Here is an 18,409-nt window from a genome sequence, read left to right as displayed (position 1 = left end):
ATATGGGTTCACTCGAAGGGTATCACACGCGCTCGCCACCCACTGCTGTCAGTCTCCATCCGCCGACATCTCGACGCCCGTCTCGTCAATATCGACTTTGGCTTCGGTGAGGTTGCTGTCTCGCCATGTCCCGCGTCGATACCAACCGTAGGCGATGAGCGCCCCTGCGACGTTCGAGACGGCGAACGACAGCCAGATTCCGGTCTCGCCGAGCGGCACAGCGGCGAACCACGCAATCGGGAAGCGGATGATCCCGAGCATCAACACCGAGATTGCCGCGGCGGTGAGCGTCTTCCCGGCACCACGGAAGCTCCCGGTGTAGGCCCGCATGATGCCGATGAAGCCGAAGGAAAGCGCGACGTAACGGAGGAACTGCGTCGTGATTTCGACTACCTCGGGGTCCGTCGTGAACAGGTCGGCTATCGGTGCGGCGGTGAACCAGACGAGGACTCCAGCCAGGGTGAGCACGCCGAAAAGAACCGACGCTGCGAGGCCGGCCGCTTTCGCTGCTCGGTCCGGTTTGTTGGCCCCCATGTTCTGACCGGTCATCGTTTCAACGCCGCGAGCGACTGCAATAGCTGGCAGGAAGACGACCGAGAACACGCGCGTCCCGATCCCGTAGGCAGCGACGACCGTGTCCGGAAACATCGCGACGATGACCAGCAGCAGGTTCATCGACAGCGCACGGCCAGTCCCTTCGATGGAGGCGGGCAGGCCGATGCGAACGAGACGGCGGAGATACGACAGGTCCGGGGCCATATCGCGGAGGTGAATCTGGACGCCGCGGTTCCCCCGGAACATGATCGCCAGCCCGACGATCAGCGCCAGCGCCCGCGAAAAGACGGTCGCGATGGCGGCCCCTTCGATCCCGAGCTCGGGGAACGAGACTGTCCCGACGAGCGGTGCGTTTTCGATGACGGTCCAGCCGAATATCAGGAACGGGTCGATGATGATGTTGAGGACTACTGAGCCGAACATGACGAGCATCGGCGTTATCGTGTCGCCGTAGCCCCGCATGAGCGCGACGAAGACGAAGAAGCCGAACATGAACAGTAGGCCGAGCGAGATGACCTCCATGTAGCTGGTCGCCATGGGCAGGACGTCTTCGGACGCGCCCATCAAGCTGAGAAACGTATCGACGCCGACATAGCCCCCGATGCCGAGAACGAACGAGACGATGACGGCGAACGTGACCGTCTGTGAGGCGGCGTACTCTGCTTCACGCTCCTCGCCTGCACCGGTAAACTGCGCGACGAGGACGCTGCCGGCGACGGATATCCCCATTCCGAGCGAGATGAGGAGAAACACCATCGGGAACGCGAAGCTGATCGCCGCCAGCGCGTCCGTGCTGTACTGGCCGAGCCAGAACGTGTCCGCGAGGTTGTACGCGGTCTGGAAGAGGTTCGTGATGACAATCGGCATCGAGAGGAAAAACAGCGGCTTCCCGATGCCACCCGACGTGAGGTCGAACTCCTCGGGGCCTCTGAACAGCGCACTCACGCGACTTCGAATCCCCATTAGCGGGTCGCCCCCACCGGTGTATCAGCCAAGAGGTGTGTCTCGGCGTATCGCGTGACCGTCTCGTTGAACCGGTCTATCGAACGGTCTGTGGCGACGTGCCGGGTATGAGCACCCGTAATCGCCGTCACAAGGAACTCCGCCGCAACGGTCGGCTCGACTGTTTCATCGAACTCACCAGTTTCGACGCCGGCCGCGATGATCTCCCGCAACTGGTCGAAGAGAGCGGCATCAAATCTGGCCAGTTGTGTCCGGAAGGCGTCGTTGTATGGAGCTTGTGCCTTTATTTCGAGTATTGCCGTTCTGAACTCCTGACCAGGCGTCCGTCGTCCATCAGTGAGAACTGTATCCAACAGCGAATCGAGTTCTTCCCGCGGCGTGTTCCCGTCGATTCCCGTTATTTTTGCAGTGTATCGTTCGTACAAGTAGTCCAGAAACTCCGTAAAGAGGTTCTCTTTGCTGTCGTAGTAGTAGTGAATAGACGCTTTGCTCCGGTCTGCCTCGGCAGCGATGTCCTTGACCGTGAGCGCGGCGTACCCGTGCTGGCAGAGGGCGCGGTACGTCGCCTCGAGAATTTCGGTAGCTGTATCGTCATCCATGGCGGCTGTGACAGAACTTACTAACTGATTAGTCAAAAACGCTTTGGAGTCCACAGCCTGAGATATCGACGATTATTAGCCTTATTCGGGCGTATTATGACTTACTAACCAATAATTTATGTGTACAATGGTATGTGGGTCACAACGGTTATCCAACCGTGGGTGAAACCCTTACACAATGGCTGGACCATCGGACCGGACCTTCTCGGACCAGACCGAGGAGATCATGCAGGCGACCTACCGGGCGTTGCGCGAGCACGGGTACGCTGATCTCACGATAAAACGGATCGCGGACGAGTACGGTAAATCGACGGCTGCAGTGCACTACTACTACGACACGAAAGACGACCTTCTTGCGGCCTTTCTCGATTATCTGCTGGAGCGGTTCGTCGATTCAATTCACGATGTCGAGACGACGGACCCCGAAGCCCGACTGGAAATCTTGCTCGATGAACTGCTCGTCAAACCGCAGGAAAACCCCGATCTCTCGGTCGCCCTGCTAGAGATGCGGAGTCAAGCACCGTACAAGGAAGCGTTCAGCGACCGATTCCGCCAGAACGACGAGTACATTCGCTATCTGCTCAAGGCGGTCGTCAATCACGGGATCGACGAGGGAGTGTTCAGCGACGTCGACGCGGATCACGTTACCCATTCGCTGCTGACGATCATCGACGGTGCTCGGACCCGCGCCGTGATGCTAGACGACACTGAGGAACTCGAAACGGCCCGACAGACGGCGAGCGAGTACGCCGACGCGATGTTACGGTGACCGGTTACCTTGGACCGCTACCGCTCAGCCGCCTTGTCTCTGCATCGCGTGGTCCTACCAGCTGTCGTTAGCTTGCAGCCTCGGGTCCACAGATGTCACAGCCTATTGACCAGAGAGCAATCAGCGCGATAACGGCCGGCACGTGCGCGAGGACTAGCAACGGAACGACGAGTCGACCGAGGCCGAGGGAACTTCCCAGGATGCGGACACCAGTTCCGAATATCGGAAGCGAGAGCAGTGCTCCGAGTGTTATCCCACCTCGTATGGAGAGCGACTGTTCGTCGATGACGTGACGGAGATGCCGAATGTGGTCACGTATCACGACCATTGCACCTCCTATGTGACGGCTGAAGGGGTGTTCTGGGCTGTGTCGGTCCTCTGTTTTTAGGCTTACCTAAATACATTCAAACTCGACTGCGAACAGGTACCCGAAAATAATTTGCACGAACGTGTTCGACAGCTCCAACAGATTAGGTGACAAACCTCAGAGGGGGAGGAGCTACTGTAACGGCTGCCAATCGGCCTTTTACCCGTCAGGCTTGGCCCGCGAGCTGTGACTCCACCTGCGGGAACAGGACGTTGTTCTCTTTGTGGACGTGCATATGTGTGTCCTGTTCCAGTGTTTCCAGTCGTTCGAACAGGCTCCGATAGCTCTGACAGGCGTCGTCCGGGACTGCGTACCCGTCGCTCAGCTCCGCAATCCGTTCGAGGTACTCGGCCGTCGCTTCGTGGTCCGATTCGAGGTCCGCGAGCGCCTCGTCCAGAAGCGCTCTTTCCTCGCCTGTGAGTTCGTCCCCTCTGTCGAGCTTCTCGATGACGGGGAAAACGTCCTGTTCTTCCTCTGTGGTGTGCTGATGCATCTCCTCGGCCAGTTCGAGGACTTCCCGCTCGATGTCCGCCAGCTCCGGATGCGCTTCCACGTGGACGCTCCGGACTTTCTCAGCGAGTTGTTCCAGAGCGGGCAGTTCCTCGCGGAGGTACTGATGATGGCTATCGACGACGTGTTCGATGAGTGCAGTCATCGATTCCCATTCGCCTCCGCGGTCTTCGCTTTGTCGGCGCGCTCCGTGCAGTTGCTCTCGGACGGTATCGAGATCAAGGTCTGCTTCGGTGCAGGCTGTCCGGAGCGTCTGGTCACCGCCACAGCAGAAATCGAGTCCGACTGATTCGAAAACGCGAGCGAACGCCGGGTTCTCTCTGACGAGTGTGCCGAGCGGTCGGTCCGGATCGATTGGTGCAGTCATTGGTAGCTGTTACTTGCGTTCGTTGCTGGGAGCGCTCTGTGCCCGGAGTTTAGGTCAATGAGCATGGTTAGAACGGGACCTCCGTCTCTTCGTCAACTGACTCGTCGACGGTCGTCTCGGCCTTTCCGATCAGAACTCTGAACTCGCCGGGGTCCTGCTGGCGGTAGGTCCAACGGAACTCCGGGCCCGCCTCGGCCTCGAACTGGTGGTATAGCGGCTTGGGGTCGTGGTCGTTCACCAGGACGAATCCGCTCCCGGCGTCCAGTTCAGCGTACGCCTCGAAGATCTGCTCGTGTCGCTGTGCTGGCGGGAGATCTCTGACATCGAGTTCTTCGGTGACATTGAGTGACTCGTCGTCAGACGGGGCTGCCGACACGTCATCGGCAGCGGCATCCGAATCTCCGGACTCGTCCGTACTCTTGGTCTTCGTGACCTGGACGCGACAGCGGCCGGGCTCCGATTCGACGACCTCCCAGGTGAACGCGTCGCCGTACTGCTGTCTGAACTCCCGTTGCAGTGGCCGCGGCTCGTGCGGGGCGATGAGCTCCATTGTCCCGCCCTCGGGTATCATTCCATATCGGTGATGGATCGTCGGATGGCGCTCCTGTTTGGGGATTTCGCGGACGTCGTACCGCGTAACGATGTCTTCATCGGAGGCCTCGGAGTCGCCGGTCTTGACGATCTCGACCCGCCATTCACCGCCGCCCTGACTCGCGTAGTCCCACTCGATTACGTCCCCATGCATTGATTTGAGCTCGTGGTACAGCGGCTTGGGGTCGTGGTCGTTGACGAGGACGAACCCTTCACCTGCCGCCAGACCGTCGAAGATCTCCAGAAGCGCTTCGTGTCGCCGTTGTGGCTTCAGGTCACGGACGTCGATTGTGGGTAGCGACTCGTCCCCGAGCGGCTCGCCGACGGTCACTTGGAGCTCTCGCGGCTCCCGGTCGGGATCTGCGTATTCCCACTCCAGCGACCGGTCCTGTTCCAACTGGTAGCGCACCAGTTGGGGATCGATATCACTGTCGGCCACGACTTCGATGGTATCACCGACCTCGGCTCCCGACAGTACGTCGAAGAGCTGTTCACGGCGTTCTCCTTCCGACTGGTCTCGCAACTGAATCTCTGCTGGCATCTCTATACTGGATGGTACACAAGTAGACTGATGTCACCTGTCCCGAAGGGGTTCGGCAGCGTCCCGTTCACTCCACCGATTGGACGGCAACCAGTCAGGTATCCCGTCACTGTCGTACCCGGTTCGAGACTGAGAACGGGCCGCTCGGATCCGCTCGCTAATACGTTCGCCGTCACGTTCTTCCGCTGACTTGTTGTACGATGACATGCCACTATGACTGCGACCAACACGACAGAATCGTCCTTGGATTGGCAGGCTCCGACAACGAGTATCATCGACTCACCACACGCGGATAACTGAGACGATGACAGCCCTGCAAACACACGACGTGCCAGATGAAATCGACCCCAGTGAGTGGTCGCTCCGGGTCACTGGGGCAGTTTCACACCCGCTCCACATCGAGCAAACGGAGCTTTCGCAGTACCCCGCCGAGACAGTCTCCGAGGACTTCGAGTGCGTCCAGGGATGGGTCGCAGAGGGCCTTTCCTGGCGAGGAATCCGCGTCGATTCCATACTGAAGCAGGCTGAGCCGACGGTCGAAGACGGGTACGTGCTGGTCCACGCGATGGACGGTGACTACGCGTGCTCGTTCCTGAGAGACCGCGCGGCTGATGCCCTGCTCGCGGTGGGACTAGACGGCGAGGAGCTGCCTGTCGAGCACGGCGGACCGGCCAGATTGGTACCCACCGACGCCGAGTCGGATTGCTGGGAGAGCGTCAAGTGGGTAACAGCGCTCGAACTCACTCACAGTGCTCCTGCCGACGAAGACACCGCCGAAGAAATTGCGCTCGGGCGCCTCGGCCAGGCGGACAAATGACGACGTGGGACGAGCGGTTCCGAACTGGCGAGTATCCGACGGATCCGGATCCCTCTCCGGTTCTCCGTCGATACCTCGATACCTGTCCGGACGGACGGGCACTCGACATCGCGACTGGGACGGGCCGTAACGCCGTCTTTCTCGCAACAGCGGGCTACCAGGTCGATGCGATAGATCAATCGAGAGTGGGACTGCGAATCGCGAGGGAGAAGGCCAGCGACCGTGGGGTCGATGACCGGATTAACTGGATCCAGGGGGACGTCGGGACCTACGGGTTCCCACCGGAGACATACGATCTTATCACTAGCAGCTTCTACCGCGCTGTCGACCGACTGCCGGATATTACGGAGTCGCTGGCTACTGATGGAATTCTGTTCGTGCAGCATCATCTCAGAACCGACGCCGATATCGACGGTGGGTCCGATAGCGACCGCTATCGGTTTGCCGCGAACGAGCTACTCCATGCTTGTTTGGACCTGACGGTTCTCTATTACACTGAGCGGACCGAGCGCCGTGACGACGACCGTCGGAGCGCCGTCGCCGAAATCCTCGCCCGGAACAGTTCGGGCCACTCCCAGACCTATCCGGAAATCGAGTGGGCGTGAGTGTCCGTCCGTACTCGACCAATTCCGGATCATCAGCGACCCGACTGTATCGATTCAGTCCGCTGACGGGACAGTTAGACTGGACTCGATAGCGAGTGTAGACATTACAAACATTCCCTGGTTAGGGAACGCACTGTTCGCCACCGCTGTCTACCTCTGGACAGAGGCCCAGACACGCTCCGTCCACGCGCCTTCGGAGACGAAACACAGCGTTTTTCGGGAGGAGGAAGCCGATATCGAACGCCGTCTGGTCGTCGAGGGTCGTATCTAACACCGATTCGAAGAAGGTGGAAACGACGCAGAAACGCCAGCCGACTTCCGTGCCGAGAGCGTCTCCTCGATCCGTGAGCGTTACTCCCTGATATTTTTCGTAGTCCACCAGTCCCCGCTCGTCGAGTTTCGACACCATCTCCGTGACGCTGGCTGGGGTCACGTTCAAGAACTCCTGCAGTTCTCCGGTCGAAACCCGCTCCGTGGGAGATTCCGAGAGAACAGAGACGGCGAAGAGATAACGGCCTGCACTCCGCTCGATATCGGAAACCGACGGTGTGAGCGACGAAGCGGGTCCTGTTTGCGATTCTGAGGACATATGTCTTGGTCTCTCAGCTATTGCGGAAAGTGTAGTCCCGAACCCCTTCGCTCTGTCTTGGGTACGAAATCGACCGAACATCTCCGGCCCCAGGGTTATGATTAGGGGGGCCTAAAAATGGCTTGCTCATGGGTACGGGAGAAGGCGAAAACAGCACGATCTCGTTGCTTGGCCGTACCGTTCCGGTACAGGTCCTCAAGCCGCGGATCGTTTTGGGGCTGTTATTGGGCGGGTCGCTGGCTGGTATCTGGGTCGCAAATCTGGCTGCCCCAGTGTTGGTTCGGGTATTTAAGTGGGCAACTCTCGCCACGCTCGGTGTCCTTGTCGGTGGGCTCTATTGGCGACTCGCTCTCTTCGACCGGTCCGAGTTCGCCGAGGACGACACGTACAGGGCTGTCACGCACCGGTGGCAACGGATCAAAACAATCGCAGTTGTCGGATTCGTTCTCTCCGGGCTTGTCCATCTCGGTCTCGGTGTCCGCGATGGCCAGTTCGGAACCGGCCGTGTGGCTCTCGGTATCGGCATTATCTCTGGCTTGGTTCTCTGGGTCGGTATCAGAGGTATTGCTGACGGCTCGCTGACTCGCCGGACGGTGTCGGTTCGGTCCACGCTGCTTCTCGCTAGCCTCGTTTCGCTTGCTGGATTCGCCTGGCTGGAAACGGGGACGACACTCGTGGATTGGGGGGTCCGACTCGCTCACGTCGGCGCGTTCTCGCTATGGTTCGGCGGTGCGATTTGGCACAACTTCGTCGTCTTGCCGACAGTACGGTCTCGACCCGATGCTGGCGAGGCCTTGAAACCACAGGCACACGCGTTCCGCCGACACCTCCCCGTCGCTATCTCGGTCGTGTTTGTGACCGGCATCTACCAGACTGCCGGTCTTATCGGGCTGTCCGCTCCGGCGCTGCTCGCTTCCCCAATCGGCCTCCTCGTCGGCACCAAACTGCTTGTCCTCGCCGTCTTGACCGCAATGGTGGCCGCTAGCTTCAAACGAAACGGGTAGTCGGCCTTACGGCTCTGATTAGCTGCACGACTGGTACGGTTTCGCGCTCACGACCGTTTTGGGAACCGTTTCCGCAGTGCGGAGACTTGTAGACTCCCCGGTTTGTCCCCGTGGAAACCACCGCTCTGTGGCCATAACTTCCGCCAGTTTCTCTCACTCTCACGCACAAGACATCGGCCGTCGAATCGAGTTCTGATGTTCGACGAGCCAACCCCGACCTCACCGACCCCCTCGAACAGGACTTCCACTACGGCTGAGGCGGCATTTCGCGCGACTGTCTTCGGATCACGAGGTCCGCTCGCCGGTAATAGTCCAGAGCGTACTCTGTATCGATTTGCCCACAAAGTACCCGATAAGGCCCCATAGAACGCTACTTTCGACACCCTGCAACACAGCTCCGATACCAGCACAGAGGATACCGAGGACAACGCCGGGATAGTTCTGTGCAGGCGATAGTACTTCCATAAGCTCCTTCGGCTACTTGTAAAAAAGAGTATTCGTCCGAACCTGTTCGTGTTTGCGTTGACAGACCACTACCGAAGTAGCTGTGACTGGTCGAGGACAACCCCTCGACGATGACTCGGGCTCCGCCGACTGAGGCGGGGACATCGTTTAGTCAAACGTCTTCTAGTCTGCATACTTTCAAAAAACGACGACTTAGCGTCCCGACGGAACTGAACTCTGCCGCCGAAGACGTTTTGAGGTATATACGTACACTGATCGGATTCTCCAACGTGCGGCTTTGAACGACGAAACGGCGGGTTTTGAACAGTTAACGGCAAGTTTGAAGCTGGACAACTGTTCGTACTCATCATCAGAAGATAATTGTAGACGCTCACCTAACAACTGTATCCGTTTCGACCCGAATCGTTTGAACGGCCGACGGGTTACGAGTCCACAGTATCGCCGCCTGTAACACTCTGCTCTGCAGGCGGCTGAATGGTCAAGTGATCCCGCATCGATTCGATGAGGGATGCCGGCAGTCGAATGTCGCCATCGGAATCCCGCTCAACGCCGAATATCTCCTGAATGTCGCTGTTGATGACAATAGTCTGAAGTTCTCCCGTAGCTGTATCGATCGTAATGTTTTGCAGTGTGCCGACTTCGCGGCCATCGGTACTCACGACCCGGACATTGGAGAGCTGGTTTGCGAGGACCGTTCGCATACTGGTCAATAATCACGAAATTACCATAAAATTACTGCATCTCTTCCAACTCTCCGCGTCCTATCGTTTCTTATTGCAAAACGACTGAATATGTTGATGGCATGAACATCGTTCCCGCCGAAACGGCACAATAGAAACACCGTTTGCCTCAGAACGCCCTCGCCGACGCTCCGATCTGAGTAGCATTACCGAGTTCAACGTAGTTTTAACCTATCGCTGGGGCTTTTTCAGTCCCGGCGTAACCGCTAACTGTATGCCAGCGAATTGCCCTCCACCTGCGACACGGTACTGTTGGCAGTATCGCCCTCAAACGTACGGACAGTTGCCTGCACCAAGGGAGGTGATTCTGTGAGCATTCGGTCGGTAGCGCTGGTCACGGTGCTTATCGCTGCAGCGGCGACGGGTCCGGGGCTTGTCGCTGCGGAGCAGCAAGCCACGGTCTCAGAGGACAGCCTCCCGCTGCACGCCGACCAACAACAGGTGGTCACCGGGGAGACCACACTGGAACCTGGGACGGAAATGACGGTCAGAGTCTTGTCTGAAAACCAATCGACCCCGTTCCTTTACCAAAGGCAGGTCAGAGTACAGCCCAATGGGACGTTCGTCGCCCAGTTCGATCTGTCGCGCCCTCCAGCGAACACATCCTACGAACTGTCCGCGCATGCCGACGGCGACAAGCTGTTTGAACGCACTGAGACTATCGCCCCGTGTGACGGCAACTGTACTGATCCGGTACCGGAGATAGAGACTCCGGAATCGACCGATGACGGCGAAAACGTCGCCGAGGTCTCCCAGGGTGACACCGCCGAGATTCCGGTCTCAATGACTGACGGGGGGATCAAAACGCTCTCCATTGGTAGCGAGGCGGCTAACTACCGGATAAACGCGACCGTCAGTGACGACGACGATGACGGCGAGGTGCTGGTTCTCTTCGATACTGCGGCCGCCGGTACGGACGGAGCGACGCTCAGCGTGGCGGATGACGGTGACTCGCTGACCGTGACCGAGTCGGAGCCGGACCTCTCGTCCACGCTCGCCGCCGCTGCGTACTCGTACCGCGTGTTCGATGGGCAGTCGACTGACGGGAGACCGACTGTCGGAACGATCATCATCGAAGCCAACGGGACGACAAGCGAGCAGTTCGAGGTCGAGGAGTCGGCCGACTTCGGGCTGGAGGAATCAGTAGTCACAGGGCGGCAGGGAGGGACTGCTCGAATCCCTGTCGTCCTCGCGACCGCTGACGTGGCCACCATTTCTATCGGAGGCCCGGAGAGTAACTACGAGATCAACGCGACCGTCCGTGACGGGAACGGCGATGATAGTGTCGTTCTCCTGTTTGATACCACGGCGGCTGGCCACGACGAACCCACCCTCGAAACCGCCGCGGACGCCGATGCCGTATCGGTCGAATCCGGTTCGGAGGTCGCCCTCGATTCACCACTCGCCACGGGCACCTACGAGCTGTCGCTGTACCGTGGGACTGAGGTAGCCGATGGGCAGCCCGACACGGTCGGATCGCTGCGCATCACAGATGGGAACACCACATCTACAGACGCGTCTTCTGACGGCGTCGATTCAGTTACCGGCGAAACGCCGGCCGCACAGCAGTCTCAGCCTGATGACTTCGGTATCGGTGCCGGCGCTCTCGCTGTCGGTGGGGCGCTCGCTGTCGTTGGCGTTGGTATCTGCCTTCGATCCGTTATGAACTGATCTCGGGACCGTCGTCTACACACACAGTTTTTGAAACTATCTCGAAAGTGTATAAAGCGGCTTCCATGGTCGGAGGCGTTCCCACCAATCTACCTACGACTGCAGCGTCGGGATCTATGTCGGTGAACTGTGGGTTTTTACCTGCAAATCGGTCACGGTAGCACTGTCATTCTGCTGCGCCGTCTCGCTCGCAGTCACTCGTCAGTTAGTAGCGCAGCGATACCGAGAACGGTAATGCAGAGACAGAAAAACAGCACGCCCGGCTCGACGACTTCGAACACGAACCATGCGAGCGTGCTGGTTCCACTGACTGGCCCTACATGCGGACTTGCGGGAGCCAGGACCTCGGATCCGGCGGTTGCGTCCGCCAGTCTCTCTGCGCCCCACTGGACGAAGAGACTCGCAAAGCCGATGAGTCCTATCCCTGTAATAACGTTGCTCATCGACTGCTGGATGCGCGGTGCAAGGTCGTGGTCGCCGACCAGCACAATTGGATCGCTCGCCGGACCGTACACGGTCATTTCGTTGCCCTTCGCGGAATACACTGTTTCGACCGGTTCGATGAGCTCTGCGTCTTTGAGGTTCGAAACGTGGTAGTGGACGTTCTGGACCGACGTGTCACACCGGTCCGCTATCTCGGAGGGCGTTCCCGGCTCGTCGTACAGTGTGCGGAACAGCGACCGGCTGGTGTCCGAAGCGAGCGCATCCAGCACGTCATCGGTTTCGTTCTCCGAAACATCGAGTACTCGCGGTGACTCGTCGGCTGTCCCGGTCCGCTCCTGTATTGTTTCGATGAGACTCGACATAGCGTCACTATCAGATACATGATACGGGCCCCCTCAAAGCCCTGTGGCTGGCTTAAAACGAGATTTAACCGTCGGTACGATTCTGTGCACTCCGGACTGCACGGACTGGACGGACCGCTCCGTGGCCGGTCTCGTTGTCGAGTCTCGGCCGGCCCACGTCTTTCGTGGTCTGTTCCAGCAGGCGCTCTGTTTCGCGTGGCGATAGCGACTCGTTTGCCTCTAGCATCAGGGCCGCGGTTCCGCCGACATACGGGACTGCAGCCGAAGAGCCGACGAAGCCATCAGGTGCGGCAGCGGCGAACTGCCTGTCCGGAGCCACGATGTCGACACCGGTCCGGTCATCGACTGTCGGGCCGCGGGAACTGAATGGTTCGAGCTGTTCGACACGGCTGTTGTATGCCCCGACAGTAATGACTTCCTGGGCCGTCCCCGGAGCGACGATGCTGTTTCGAGCCGACGTATGCTGGAGGTCGTGTGTCGGCGAGACGAGCCGTAACCGTGCGCCAGTCGGCGACGGCGGCCCACGAATCACGAGATAGTAGTCGCCGGGCCTGACGTCGGCAACGATTCGCCCGTTTGGCACGTCGTCGCCGCGGTAGGGTTGTGAGCGGGCGACGAGACGGGAGTCGGTGCCGTTCGTCCGATACAGCTCGACCGTGTACTCCTCGTCTCCGTGGCTCCGCTCCCACGAGAGCCAGACGGTGATTTCGGTCCCACCCCGGATGTAGTTCTTCTGACTCTCGTTTGTAAACGCGACTGTCCGATTCTGGACGACCGCGGTCGTGTACTGCCCTGACCAGTGGGACTGCGCCATATTACCGGCTGGAGCAATGAACACTGACCCACGCTCTGTCGCTCGCGTCGCGCTTCGGGCGACTGGCCCGGTTCCATCGCCCGGCTGGCCGTAGAACGACACAGGTGCGACGATCACGTCGACGTTCTCCCGGACCAGCCAGTCGACCGCCTGTCGATAACTGTCGACGCTGTCGACCCTAGCAAGATAGAGGGCGGCGTCCGGTGCGGTCCGTGACACGACGGCGGCCGTCGCGGTCCCGTGTGCTTCCCGGGTATCGTCTACGGACTCACCGCCGAAGCTCCGTGTTTCGGTGACCTGTCCGGCAATCATTTCGGACTCCGTGTCGAATCCTGTCGGATCGACGATGCCGACCGAGACGTTCGAACCTGTGACCCCGGCCGCGTGGAGACGTGCAAACCGGCCGGCTGCTCCGTCTGACACTGATACTGATGCGTCGGCTCTATCCGGGCGGGAGTCCGTTGGTCCCGTCACTGCGAGCAGTGCGATGCTACCGGTGAGCGATACGATTGCGACGACGGCCAGTAGCAGTACAGTCCGATCACGCACTGCCGACCACCTGCCGTGATACTCCCGTCGGTATGTGGAGCATCGGTCTCTCAGCGAACACTGCCTGGGTATCAAGTGCCGTGCCGAAATTCCCGGCTAGTCGGTGATACATCTCGCAGAACCTGTCGCCTGTGAAAACCGACACACGCACATTCATATAGCAACAGTTTAACCGGCGTACACGTCGTTTCATCGTTACTTTCGGTCTGTAGTATGGCTCCCAACTGTCGTACCAACGTACTGTTAATTGAGCAATCGACAACGGGGAGGGGGTTGTGCCCGTTGTCGTGTGGACAACCGGATTGGGATGGATTCCGATTCGTGGAAACCGGCGGCACACGTGGAGGGCGCTGGCAGCCGGGAACCGTCTCAGGCGGTCGCCGGCGTTTGACCTGTTGGTCGGGAGCATACTAAAGCTACCAGAGACTAAAAACTGGTTTTAAACGTCGAGGAATGTGGATTGTAGCCAACTCACATACTCGGCACTCATCGTCGACAGGTTTGTACCGGACTGCGAGATGAAAGATAATTTTGGGTCGGCAATCGGATTCCGACTGGATGTTGCGCCCTGATATTGGCCTGCCGAGATTCAGCGGCGGGCCGTTGGTTCCCGTTGTAACGTATCTCCTGGTAATTGTCATCCTCTCCGGACTGGTGACCATCTCACCCAGCGCATCGCCGCCGCCCGTCTTGGGAATGATCTGGGGTGTCTTCATCGTCGCACTCACGGTTGGTACGCTCAGAATAGAGACTGTCTCACCGCGTTCTCTGCTCCCGCCTGTTCGCACATTGGCACCTGTGATTGGGGTGGTCATCGTTTTCTGGGGGTTGTACAACCTTGTTGCGGTCGCCCTCGCGACGGGTGGTATCTCAGGGTTCGAAGCCTCGCTATCGAGAACTGCTGCCCACCCGCTGCTGTATCTCGCGGCGCTTTTCAGTTCGCTTCTGTTCACTGCGATCCCGGAAGAGTTCCTCTTCCGTACGTACCTACAGCAGAAATTCACGAGACTGGCTGGTGGGACGACTCATCGCGCAGTGCTGTCCGGTGTCGGCCTTGCCGCGGTCCTGTTCGCCCTGTTTCACCTCCCGCGGTGGTTTCTCGCATCGGGGCACGGCGTTAGCTCCGGGCTTGCAGTCAGGCTCCTCGGACTGACGGTCATGGGTCTTGCCTACGGGAGCGTGTACGCGCTCTCAGGTAACCTCTGGCTCGTCGCGCTGTTCCATGCGTCGATGAATCACCCGCCGTTCCTTGTCAAGGTGACTGTCCCATCCGAGCTACATCTGGTGGTTAGCGTGCTCGAAAACACTGTTATGGTTGCGCTGGTCTACCTGACTGTTCGTCTGTCAGGGGACGACAGCTCGCCGCTTACCAGATCTCGGCGGGAGATGTCTGCCTCGACCGGGGAGTAGGGTTCGGTGGGGGTCCGGGCCCGCTGCATACGTTCATACTACCGACCGGTACGGAGCAACCCGAACTGCGCTACCGTTCACCCCAAATAATACATTATGATTAACTAGTTATAAGTGACAGCTATTCTATGGAATATATGGTTGTGCTAACCAATGTCAATGAACGCTGTAGTGTATAAGGGGCCGAAGGACGTGGCCGTCGAAGAGGTAGACGAACCGGAGATCGAGCACCCGAACGACGTACTCATCGATATTACGACGACCTGTATCTGCGGGTCCGACCTCCACATGTACGAGGGACGGACGGCGGCGGAACCCGGTATCGTGTTCGGCCACGAGAACATGGGTATCGTCACTGAAGTCGGCGAGGCCGTCTCGTCACTGGAGGAGGGCGACCGCGTCGTCGCACCGTTCAACGTCGCCTGTGGCTTCTGTGAGAACTGCGAGAACGGGTACACGGGATTCTGTACGAACGTCAATCCCGGCTTCGCCGGCGGTGCCTACGGGTACGTCGCCATGGGACCGTACAAAGGCGGGCAGGCCGAGAAGCTCCGCATCCCCTATGCGGACTTCAACGCGCTCAAACTCCCGGACGGTGACGAGCACGAGGACGCCTTCTCCCTGCTCGCGGACATCTTCCCGACAGGCTGGCACGGGACAGAACTCGCCAACCTCGAACCGGGCGACTCGGTGGCTATCTACGGGGCCGGTCCGGTCGGGCTGATGGCCGCGTACAGCGCCAAGATCAAAGGTGCAGCGGAGATCTACTCCGTCGACCGCGTACCCAGCCGACTGGAACTGGCAGAAGAACACTGCGACGCGACGCCGATCAACTTCGAGGACGGCGATCCGGTCGAACAGATCAAAGAGCAACACGGCGGCGGTGTCGACAAGGGCGTCGACGCAGTCGGCTATCAGGCCATCGACCCGGACAAGCAAGGCGACGACGCGTACGACCCGGCGCGGGAGAACCCGGCCGTCGTCATCAACAACCTCATCCGGACGGTGAAACCGACCGGCGAACTCGGGATCCCCGGGCTCTACGTCCCAGAGGACCCGGGCGCGCCCGACGATATGGCCGCACAGGGCCGTCTCGGTATCGACTTCGGGCTGCTCTTCGAGAAAGGGCAGGCGCTCGGTACTGGGCAGTGTAACGTCAAGTCCTATAACCGGGAGCTCCGCGACCTGATAATCGAGGGGCGCGCCGACCCCAGTTGGGTAGTTTCCCACCGCGTCGGCCTGGAAGACGCCCCCGAGATGTACGAGGCCTTCGACAACCGCGAAGAAGGCGTCACGAAGGTGCTGCTGGAGCCCTAACACCGGACCTATCGCCCTTTTTTGCGATAGCTATACGGGCTACTGCCGCGTATGCCCAGCTATGTGTCAGTACTGTAGCTATCGGTTCCACGACGGCTGGACGCAGCTGTTGTCCTACGACGACGTCTATCAGACTGCGATGGGGGGCGAGTCCGAGTCGACGTACGGATTCCACGAGTCGTGGGACGAACTCCGCGAGGAAGTCGGCTACGGCGCGACCTGATAGGGACTGCCGTCGGTCACCGTTCACGCGGAAACGGATCGCTATCGAACGTCTGGTTTCGCTCGTCGTCGGTGATCAGACAGCTGTCGAGTTCGGCCACGATGGCGTCCTCGTCCATCTCCTGCCCGATAAAGACGAGTCGCGTGGACGGGTCGTCGTCACCCCACTCGCCGATGGGGCCTGCCTGGACCGACGGACCGGCCTGACTCATGCCGAGTACCGTTTGCGGCCTGCTGGCGACCCACGCAAAGCCCTTGGCGCGGACGATATCGCCGTCCCAGTCGTCGAGCCAGTCGTCGAATCGACCGGGGTGAAACGGCGTGTCTCGCCGATAGATGAACGACTCCACGCCGTGGGCCGCAGCCGCCGACACCCCGCCGTCGTGATCGTGGCCTCCGTGACCCCCTTCGGTATCAGACTCCGCTAAGGCTTGCTTCCACCCCTGCTGTCGTCTAGCGGCCTCGAAATCGAACCGGCCAGTTCCGAGCACTTCGCCGGGATCAATTTCGCTGTAGGTCGTTCTGTGGACGGTTGCTCGGGGCTGGAGCGTTCTGACCGCGGCCGCCACGGAATCAAGCGCATCGTCGGGGACCATGTCGCACTTGTTCAGGAGGAGGACGTCGCAGAACTCGATCTGATCGACCAGCACCTCCGTGAGCGGCCGCTCGGGGTCGGGCGCAGCGTCCGGAATTGACTCCTCGGGGTCGAACGCTTTCCAAAAACCGTAGGCGTCGACCACCGAGACCGTCGTATCCAGATGCAGCCCGTCCGGCGGGTCGCCCCCGTCCGGGCCGACTGTCAACGTTCGTGCGATGGGAATCGGTTCGCTGATCCCGGAGGCTTCGACGACGAGGTAATCGAAGGACCGCTCCTCCGCGAGTCGGGTCACCTCTGTGACCAGGTCGTCCCGGAGCCGACAACAGATACAGCCGTTCGAGAGGTCAACGACGCCCTCATCTCCCGTATCTGCCTCGTCCGAGATGAGTTCGGCGTCGACGTTTATCTCCCCCATGTCGTTGACGACGACGGCGATTCGTCTGTCCCCAGGGTCGCTCAACAGCCTGTTGACCAGCGTCGTCTTCCCCGCACCTAGGGGTCCGCTGATGACAGTCATCGGAACCGAATCCGAGCCAGTATCGGACATGCTATCACAACACAAGTGTCAACAGGTAATAAATCCGGGTCTGACTGGAAACAGCGCCGACTACCCGCTGAGAGAATGGCTTTATTTCGTCCCGACCAGAGATGCGACCATGGACCTGCAGACGGAAACATGGACCGACATGGCGGACGCTGAGACGGATCTGGCACTTCTCCCCGTCGGGAGCACGGAGCAACACGGACCACACGCACCACTCGGGACGGACACGCTCGACGCCGAGGCGGTCGCCGAACGCGGCGCCGAACGGTACGACGATCCCGTCGTCGTGGCACCGCCGGTCCCCGTCGGCGTCGCCGAGGAGCATCGGGCGTTCACCGGGACGCTGTGGACCTCGGAGTCGACGTTTCGGTCATACGTCAGGGACATCGTCCGGAGTCTCGCAAGCCACGGCTGGGACCACGTGGTGCTGGTCAACGGCCACGGCGGCAACATCGACGCGCTGCGGGAAGTGTCGGGTACGATAACCCGCCACGACGAGGCCTTCGCCGTCCCGTTCACGTGGTTCAACGCGGTCGGCGACCATAGCACCGACATGGGCCACGGCGGGCCGTTAGAGACCTCTCTCCTCCAGCACACGAACCCGGAGACTGTCCACGAAGACCGACTGGACGAGGCCGCAGACGGTGGCAGTGACGGTTGGGGGGAGTGGCAAAGCGGTGTCAATCTCGCATTCGATTCCGACGAGTTCACCGAGAACGGCGTCGTTGGCGACCCACGCGAGGGAAGTGCCGAACGCGGGGAGACGCTGCTGGAACTGGCGACCGAGTCGCTCGTTGACCTTCTCGATGAAATCGCTGATCGACCGGCTGGGCCTCGTTCGTGAGGAGTGAGGGAAGAATCAGACCCTCTCTTATTGAAACAACGGGATCTGAATATCTTGTGATTATTTATACCTATTTCATTAGTAAAAATACCTATACGAGTTGAAATAATCTAAATGACGGTAAAAAGCAGGAATTAGGCCTAAATAACTAC

Annotated in this window: 19 protein-coding genes; 9 read left to right on the top strand and 10 right to left on the bottom strand. The window is 59.7% G+C overall.

Annotated features, from left to right (window positions below; all coding sequences use genetic code 11):
* Positions 1–48 precede the first annotated feature (48 nt).
* The gene (locus C444_RS19620; RefSeq protein WP_004594843.1) at positions 49–1,518 is read right to left on the bottom strand and encodes an MATE family efflux transporter; all 1,470 of its coding nucleotides are present in this window, start codon (positions 1,516–1,518) and stop codon (positions 49–51) included.
* Positions 1,518–2,117, bottom strand: a complete 600-nt coding sequence (locus C444_RS19615; protein WP_004594842.1) for a TetR/AcrR family transcriptional regulator — start codon at positions 2,115–2,117, stop codon at positions 1,518–1,520. Before C444_RS19615 ends, C444_RS19620 begins: the two co-directional genes overlap by 1 nt.
* 178 nt (positions 2,118–2,295) lie before the next feature.
* On the opposite strand from C444_RS19615, the gene C444_RS19610 reads away from it, so the two are divergent.
* Complete coding sequence (locus C444_RS19610) at positions 2,296–2,886, top strand: TetR/AcrR family transcriptional regulator (RefSeq protein ID WP_004594841.1); 591 nt, start codon at positions 2,296–2,298, stop codon at positions 2,884–2,886.
* 67 nt (positions 2,887–2,953) lie between these two features.
* Here C444_RS19610 and C444_RS19605 read toward each other — a convergent pair whose 3' ends face one another.
* The 3 genes from C444_RS19605 to C444_RS19595 all read right to left on the bottom strand — a co-directional run bounded on the left by C444_RS19605 (position 2,954) and on the right by C444_RS19595 (position 5,262).
* The gene (locus C444_RS19605) at positions 2,954–3,214 is read right to left on the bottom strand and encodes a hypothetical protein (RefSeq protein ID WP_004594840.1); all 261 of its coding nucleotides are present in this window, start codon (positions 3,212–3,214) and stop codon (positions 2,954–2,956) included.
* Positions 3,215–3,419: 205 nt separating this feature from the next.
* On the bottom strand, positions 3,420–4,130 hold the full coding sequence (ric, locus tag C444_RS19600) for an iron-sulfur cluster repair di-iron protein (RefSeq protein ID WP_004594839.1): 711 nt from the start codon (positions 4,128–4,130) through the stop codon (positions 3,420–3,422).
* A gap of 67 nt (positions 4,131–4,197) precedes the next feature.
* Positions 4,198–5,262 (bottom strand): DUF2249 domain-containing protein, encoded by a 1,065-nt coding sequence (locus C444_RS19595; protein WP_004594838.1) that lies wholly within the window; start codon positions 5,260–5,262, stop codon positions 4,198–4,200.
* A 304-nt stretch (positions 5,263–5,566) separates the two neighbouring features.
* Between C444_RS19595 and C444_RS19590 the strand changes: the two genes are divergently transcribed.
* Positions 5,567–6,079, top strand: a complete 513-nt coding sequence (locus C444_RS19590; RefSeq protein ID WP_004594837.1) for a molybdopterin-dependent oxidoreductase — start codon at positions 5,567–5,569, stop codon at positions 6,077–6,079.
* A complete protein-coding gene (locus C444_RS19585; protein WP_004594836.1) occupies positions 6,076–6,684 on the top strand; it encodes a class I SAM-dependent methyltransferase in 609 nt (202 codons plus the stop codon). Before C444_RS19590 ends, C444_RS19585 begins: the two co-directional genes overlap by 4 nt.
* Before the next feature lie 121 nt (positions 6,685–6,805).
* On the opposite strand, the gene C444_RS19580 is transcribed toward C444_RS19585, so the two are convergent.
* Positions 6,806–7,273: a metal-dependent transcriptional regulator gene (locus tag C444_RS19580; RefSeq protein ID WP_004594835.1), complete on the bottom strand. Its 468-nt coding sequence runs from the start codon at positions 7,271–7,273 to the stop codon at positions 6,806–6,808.
* 128 nt (positions 7,274–7,401) lie between these two features.
* Between C444_RS19580 and C444_RS19575 the strand changes: the two genes are divergently transcribed.
* On the top strand, positions 7,402–8,277 hold the full coding sequence (locus tag C444_RS19575) for a hypothetical protein (RefSeq protein ID WP_004594834.1): 876 nt from the start codon (positions 7,402–7,404) through the stop codon (positions 8,275–8,277).
* Positions 8,278–9,164: 887 nt separating this feature from the next.
* Here C444_RS19575 and C444_RS19570 read toward each other — a convergent pair.
* Positions 9,165–9,443 carry a PRC-barrel domain-containing protein gene (locus C444_RS19570; protein ID WP_004594833.1) on the bottom strand — a complete coding sequence of 93 codons (279 nt, stop codon included), beginning with the start codon at positions 9,441–9,443 and terminating at the stop codon, positions 9,165–9,167.
* A gap of 348 nt (positions 9,444–9,791) precedes the next feature.
* Here C444_RS19570 and C444_RS19565 point away from each other — a divergent pair, with 348 nt between their 5' ends.
* The gene (locus C444_RS19565; RefSeq protein WP_152420835.1) at positions 9,792–11,153 is read left to right on the top strand and encodes a DUF7827 domain-containing protein; all 1,362 of its coding nucleotides are present in this window, start codon (positions 9,792–9,794) and stop codon (positions 11,151–11,153) included.
* A 194-nt stretch (positions 11,154–11,347) separates the two neighbouring features.
* Here C444_RS19565 and C444_RS19560 read toward each other — a convergent pair whose 3' ends face one another.
* Positions 11,348–11,959 carry an ArsR/SmtB family transcription factor gene (locus C444_RS19560; RefSeq protein WP_004594831.1) on the bottom strand — a complete coding sequence of 204 codons (612 nt, stop codon included), beginning with the start codon at positions 11,957–11,959 and terminating at the stop codon, positions 11,348–11,350.
* Between the two features lie 64 nt (positions 11,960–12,023).
* Complete coding sequence (locus C444_RS19555) at positions 12,024–13,322, bottom strand: S8 family serine peptidase (RefSeq protein ID WP_004594830.1); 1,299 nt, start codon at positions 13,320–13,322, stop codon at positions 12,024–12,026.
* A 558-nt stretch (positions 13,323–13,880) separates the two neighbouring features.
* On the opposite strand from C444_RS19555, the gene C444_RS19550 reads away from it, so the two are divergent.
* From C444_RS19550 to C444_RS22485, 3 genes are all read left to right on the top strand, one after another.
* Positions 13,881–14,732: a CPBP family glutamic-type intramembrane protease gene (locus C444_RS19550; protein ID WP_004594829.1), complete on the top strand. Its 852-nt coding sequence runs from the start codon at positions 13,881–13,883 to the stop codon at positions 14,730–14,732.
* Positions 14,733–14,891: 159 nt separating this feature from the next.
* On the top strand, positions 14,892–16,049 hold the full coding sequence (locus C444_RS19545; protein WP_004594828.1) for a glutathione-independent formaldehyde dehydrogenase: 1,158 nt from the start codon (positions 14,892–14,894) through the stop codon (positions 16,047–16,049).
* A gap of 61 nt (positions 16,050–16,110) precedes the next feature.
* Complete coding sequence (locus C444_RS22485; RefSeq protein WP_004594827.1) at positions 16,111–16,272, top strand: hypothetical protein; 162 nt, start codon at positions 16,111–16,113, stop codon at positions 16,270–16,272.
* Between the two features lie 16 nt (positions 16,273–16,288).
* Here the strand turns inward: C444_RS22485 and C444_RS19540 are convergent, their stop codons facing one another.
* On the bottom strand, positions 16,289–17,416 hold the full coding sequence (locus C444_RS19540) for a CobW family GTP-binding protein (RefSeq protein ID WP_004594826.1): 1,128 nt from the start codon (positions 17,414–17,416) through the stop codon (positions 16,289–16,291).
* Between the two features lie 109 nt (positions 17,417–17,525).
* On the opposite strand from C444_RS19540, the gene C444_RS19535 reads away from it, so the two are divergent.
* A complete protein-coding gene (locus C444_RS19535; protein ID WP_004594825.1) occupies positions 17,526–18,257 on the top strand; it encodes a creatininase family protein in 732 nt (243 codons plus the stop codon).
* Positions 18,258–18,409: the final 152 nt, after the last annotated feature.

The sequence above is a fragment of the Haloarcula japonica DSM 6131 genome (assembly GCF_000336635.1).
GTDB classification, from domain to species: domain Archaea; phylum Halobacteriota; class Halobacteria; order Halobacteriales; family Haloarculaceae; genus Haloarcula; species Haloarcula japonica.
Note: the sequence above shows the minus strand (reverse complement) of the source record. Positions and strands in the feature narration are given on the sequence as shown.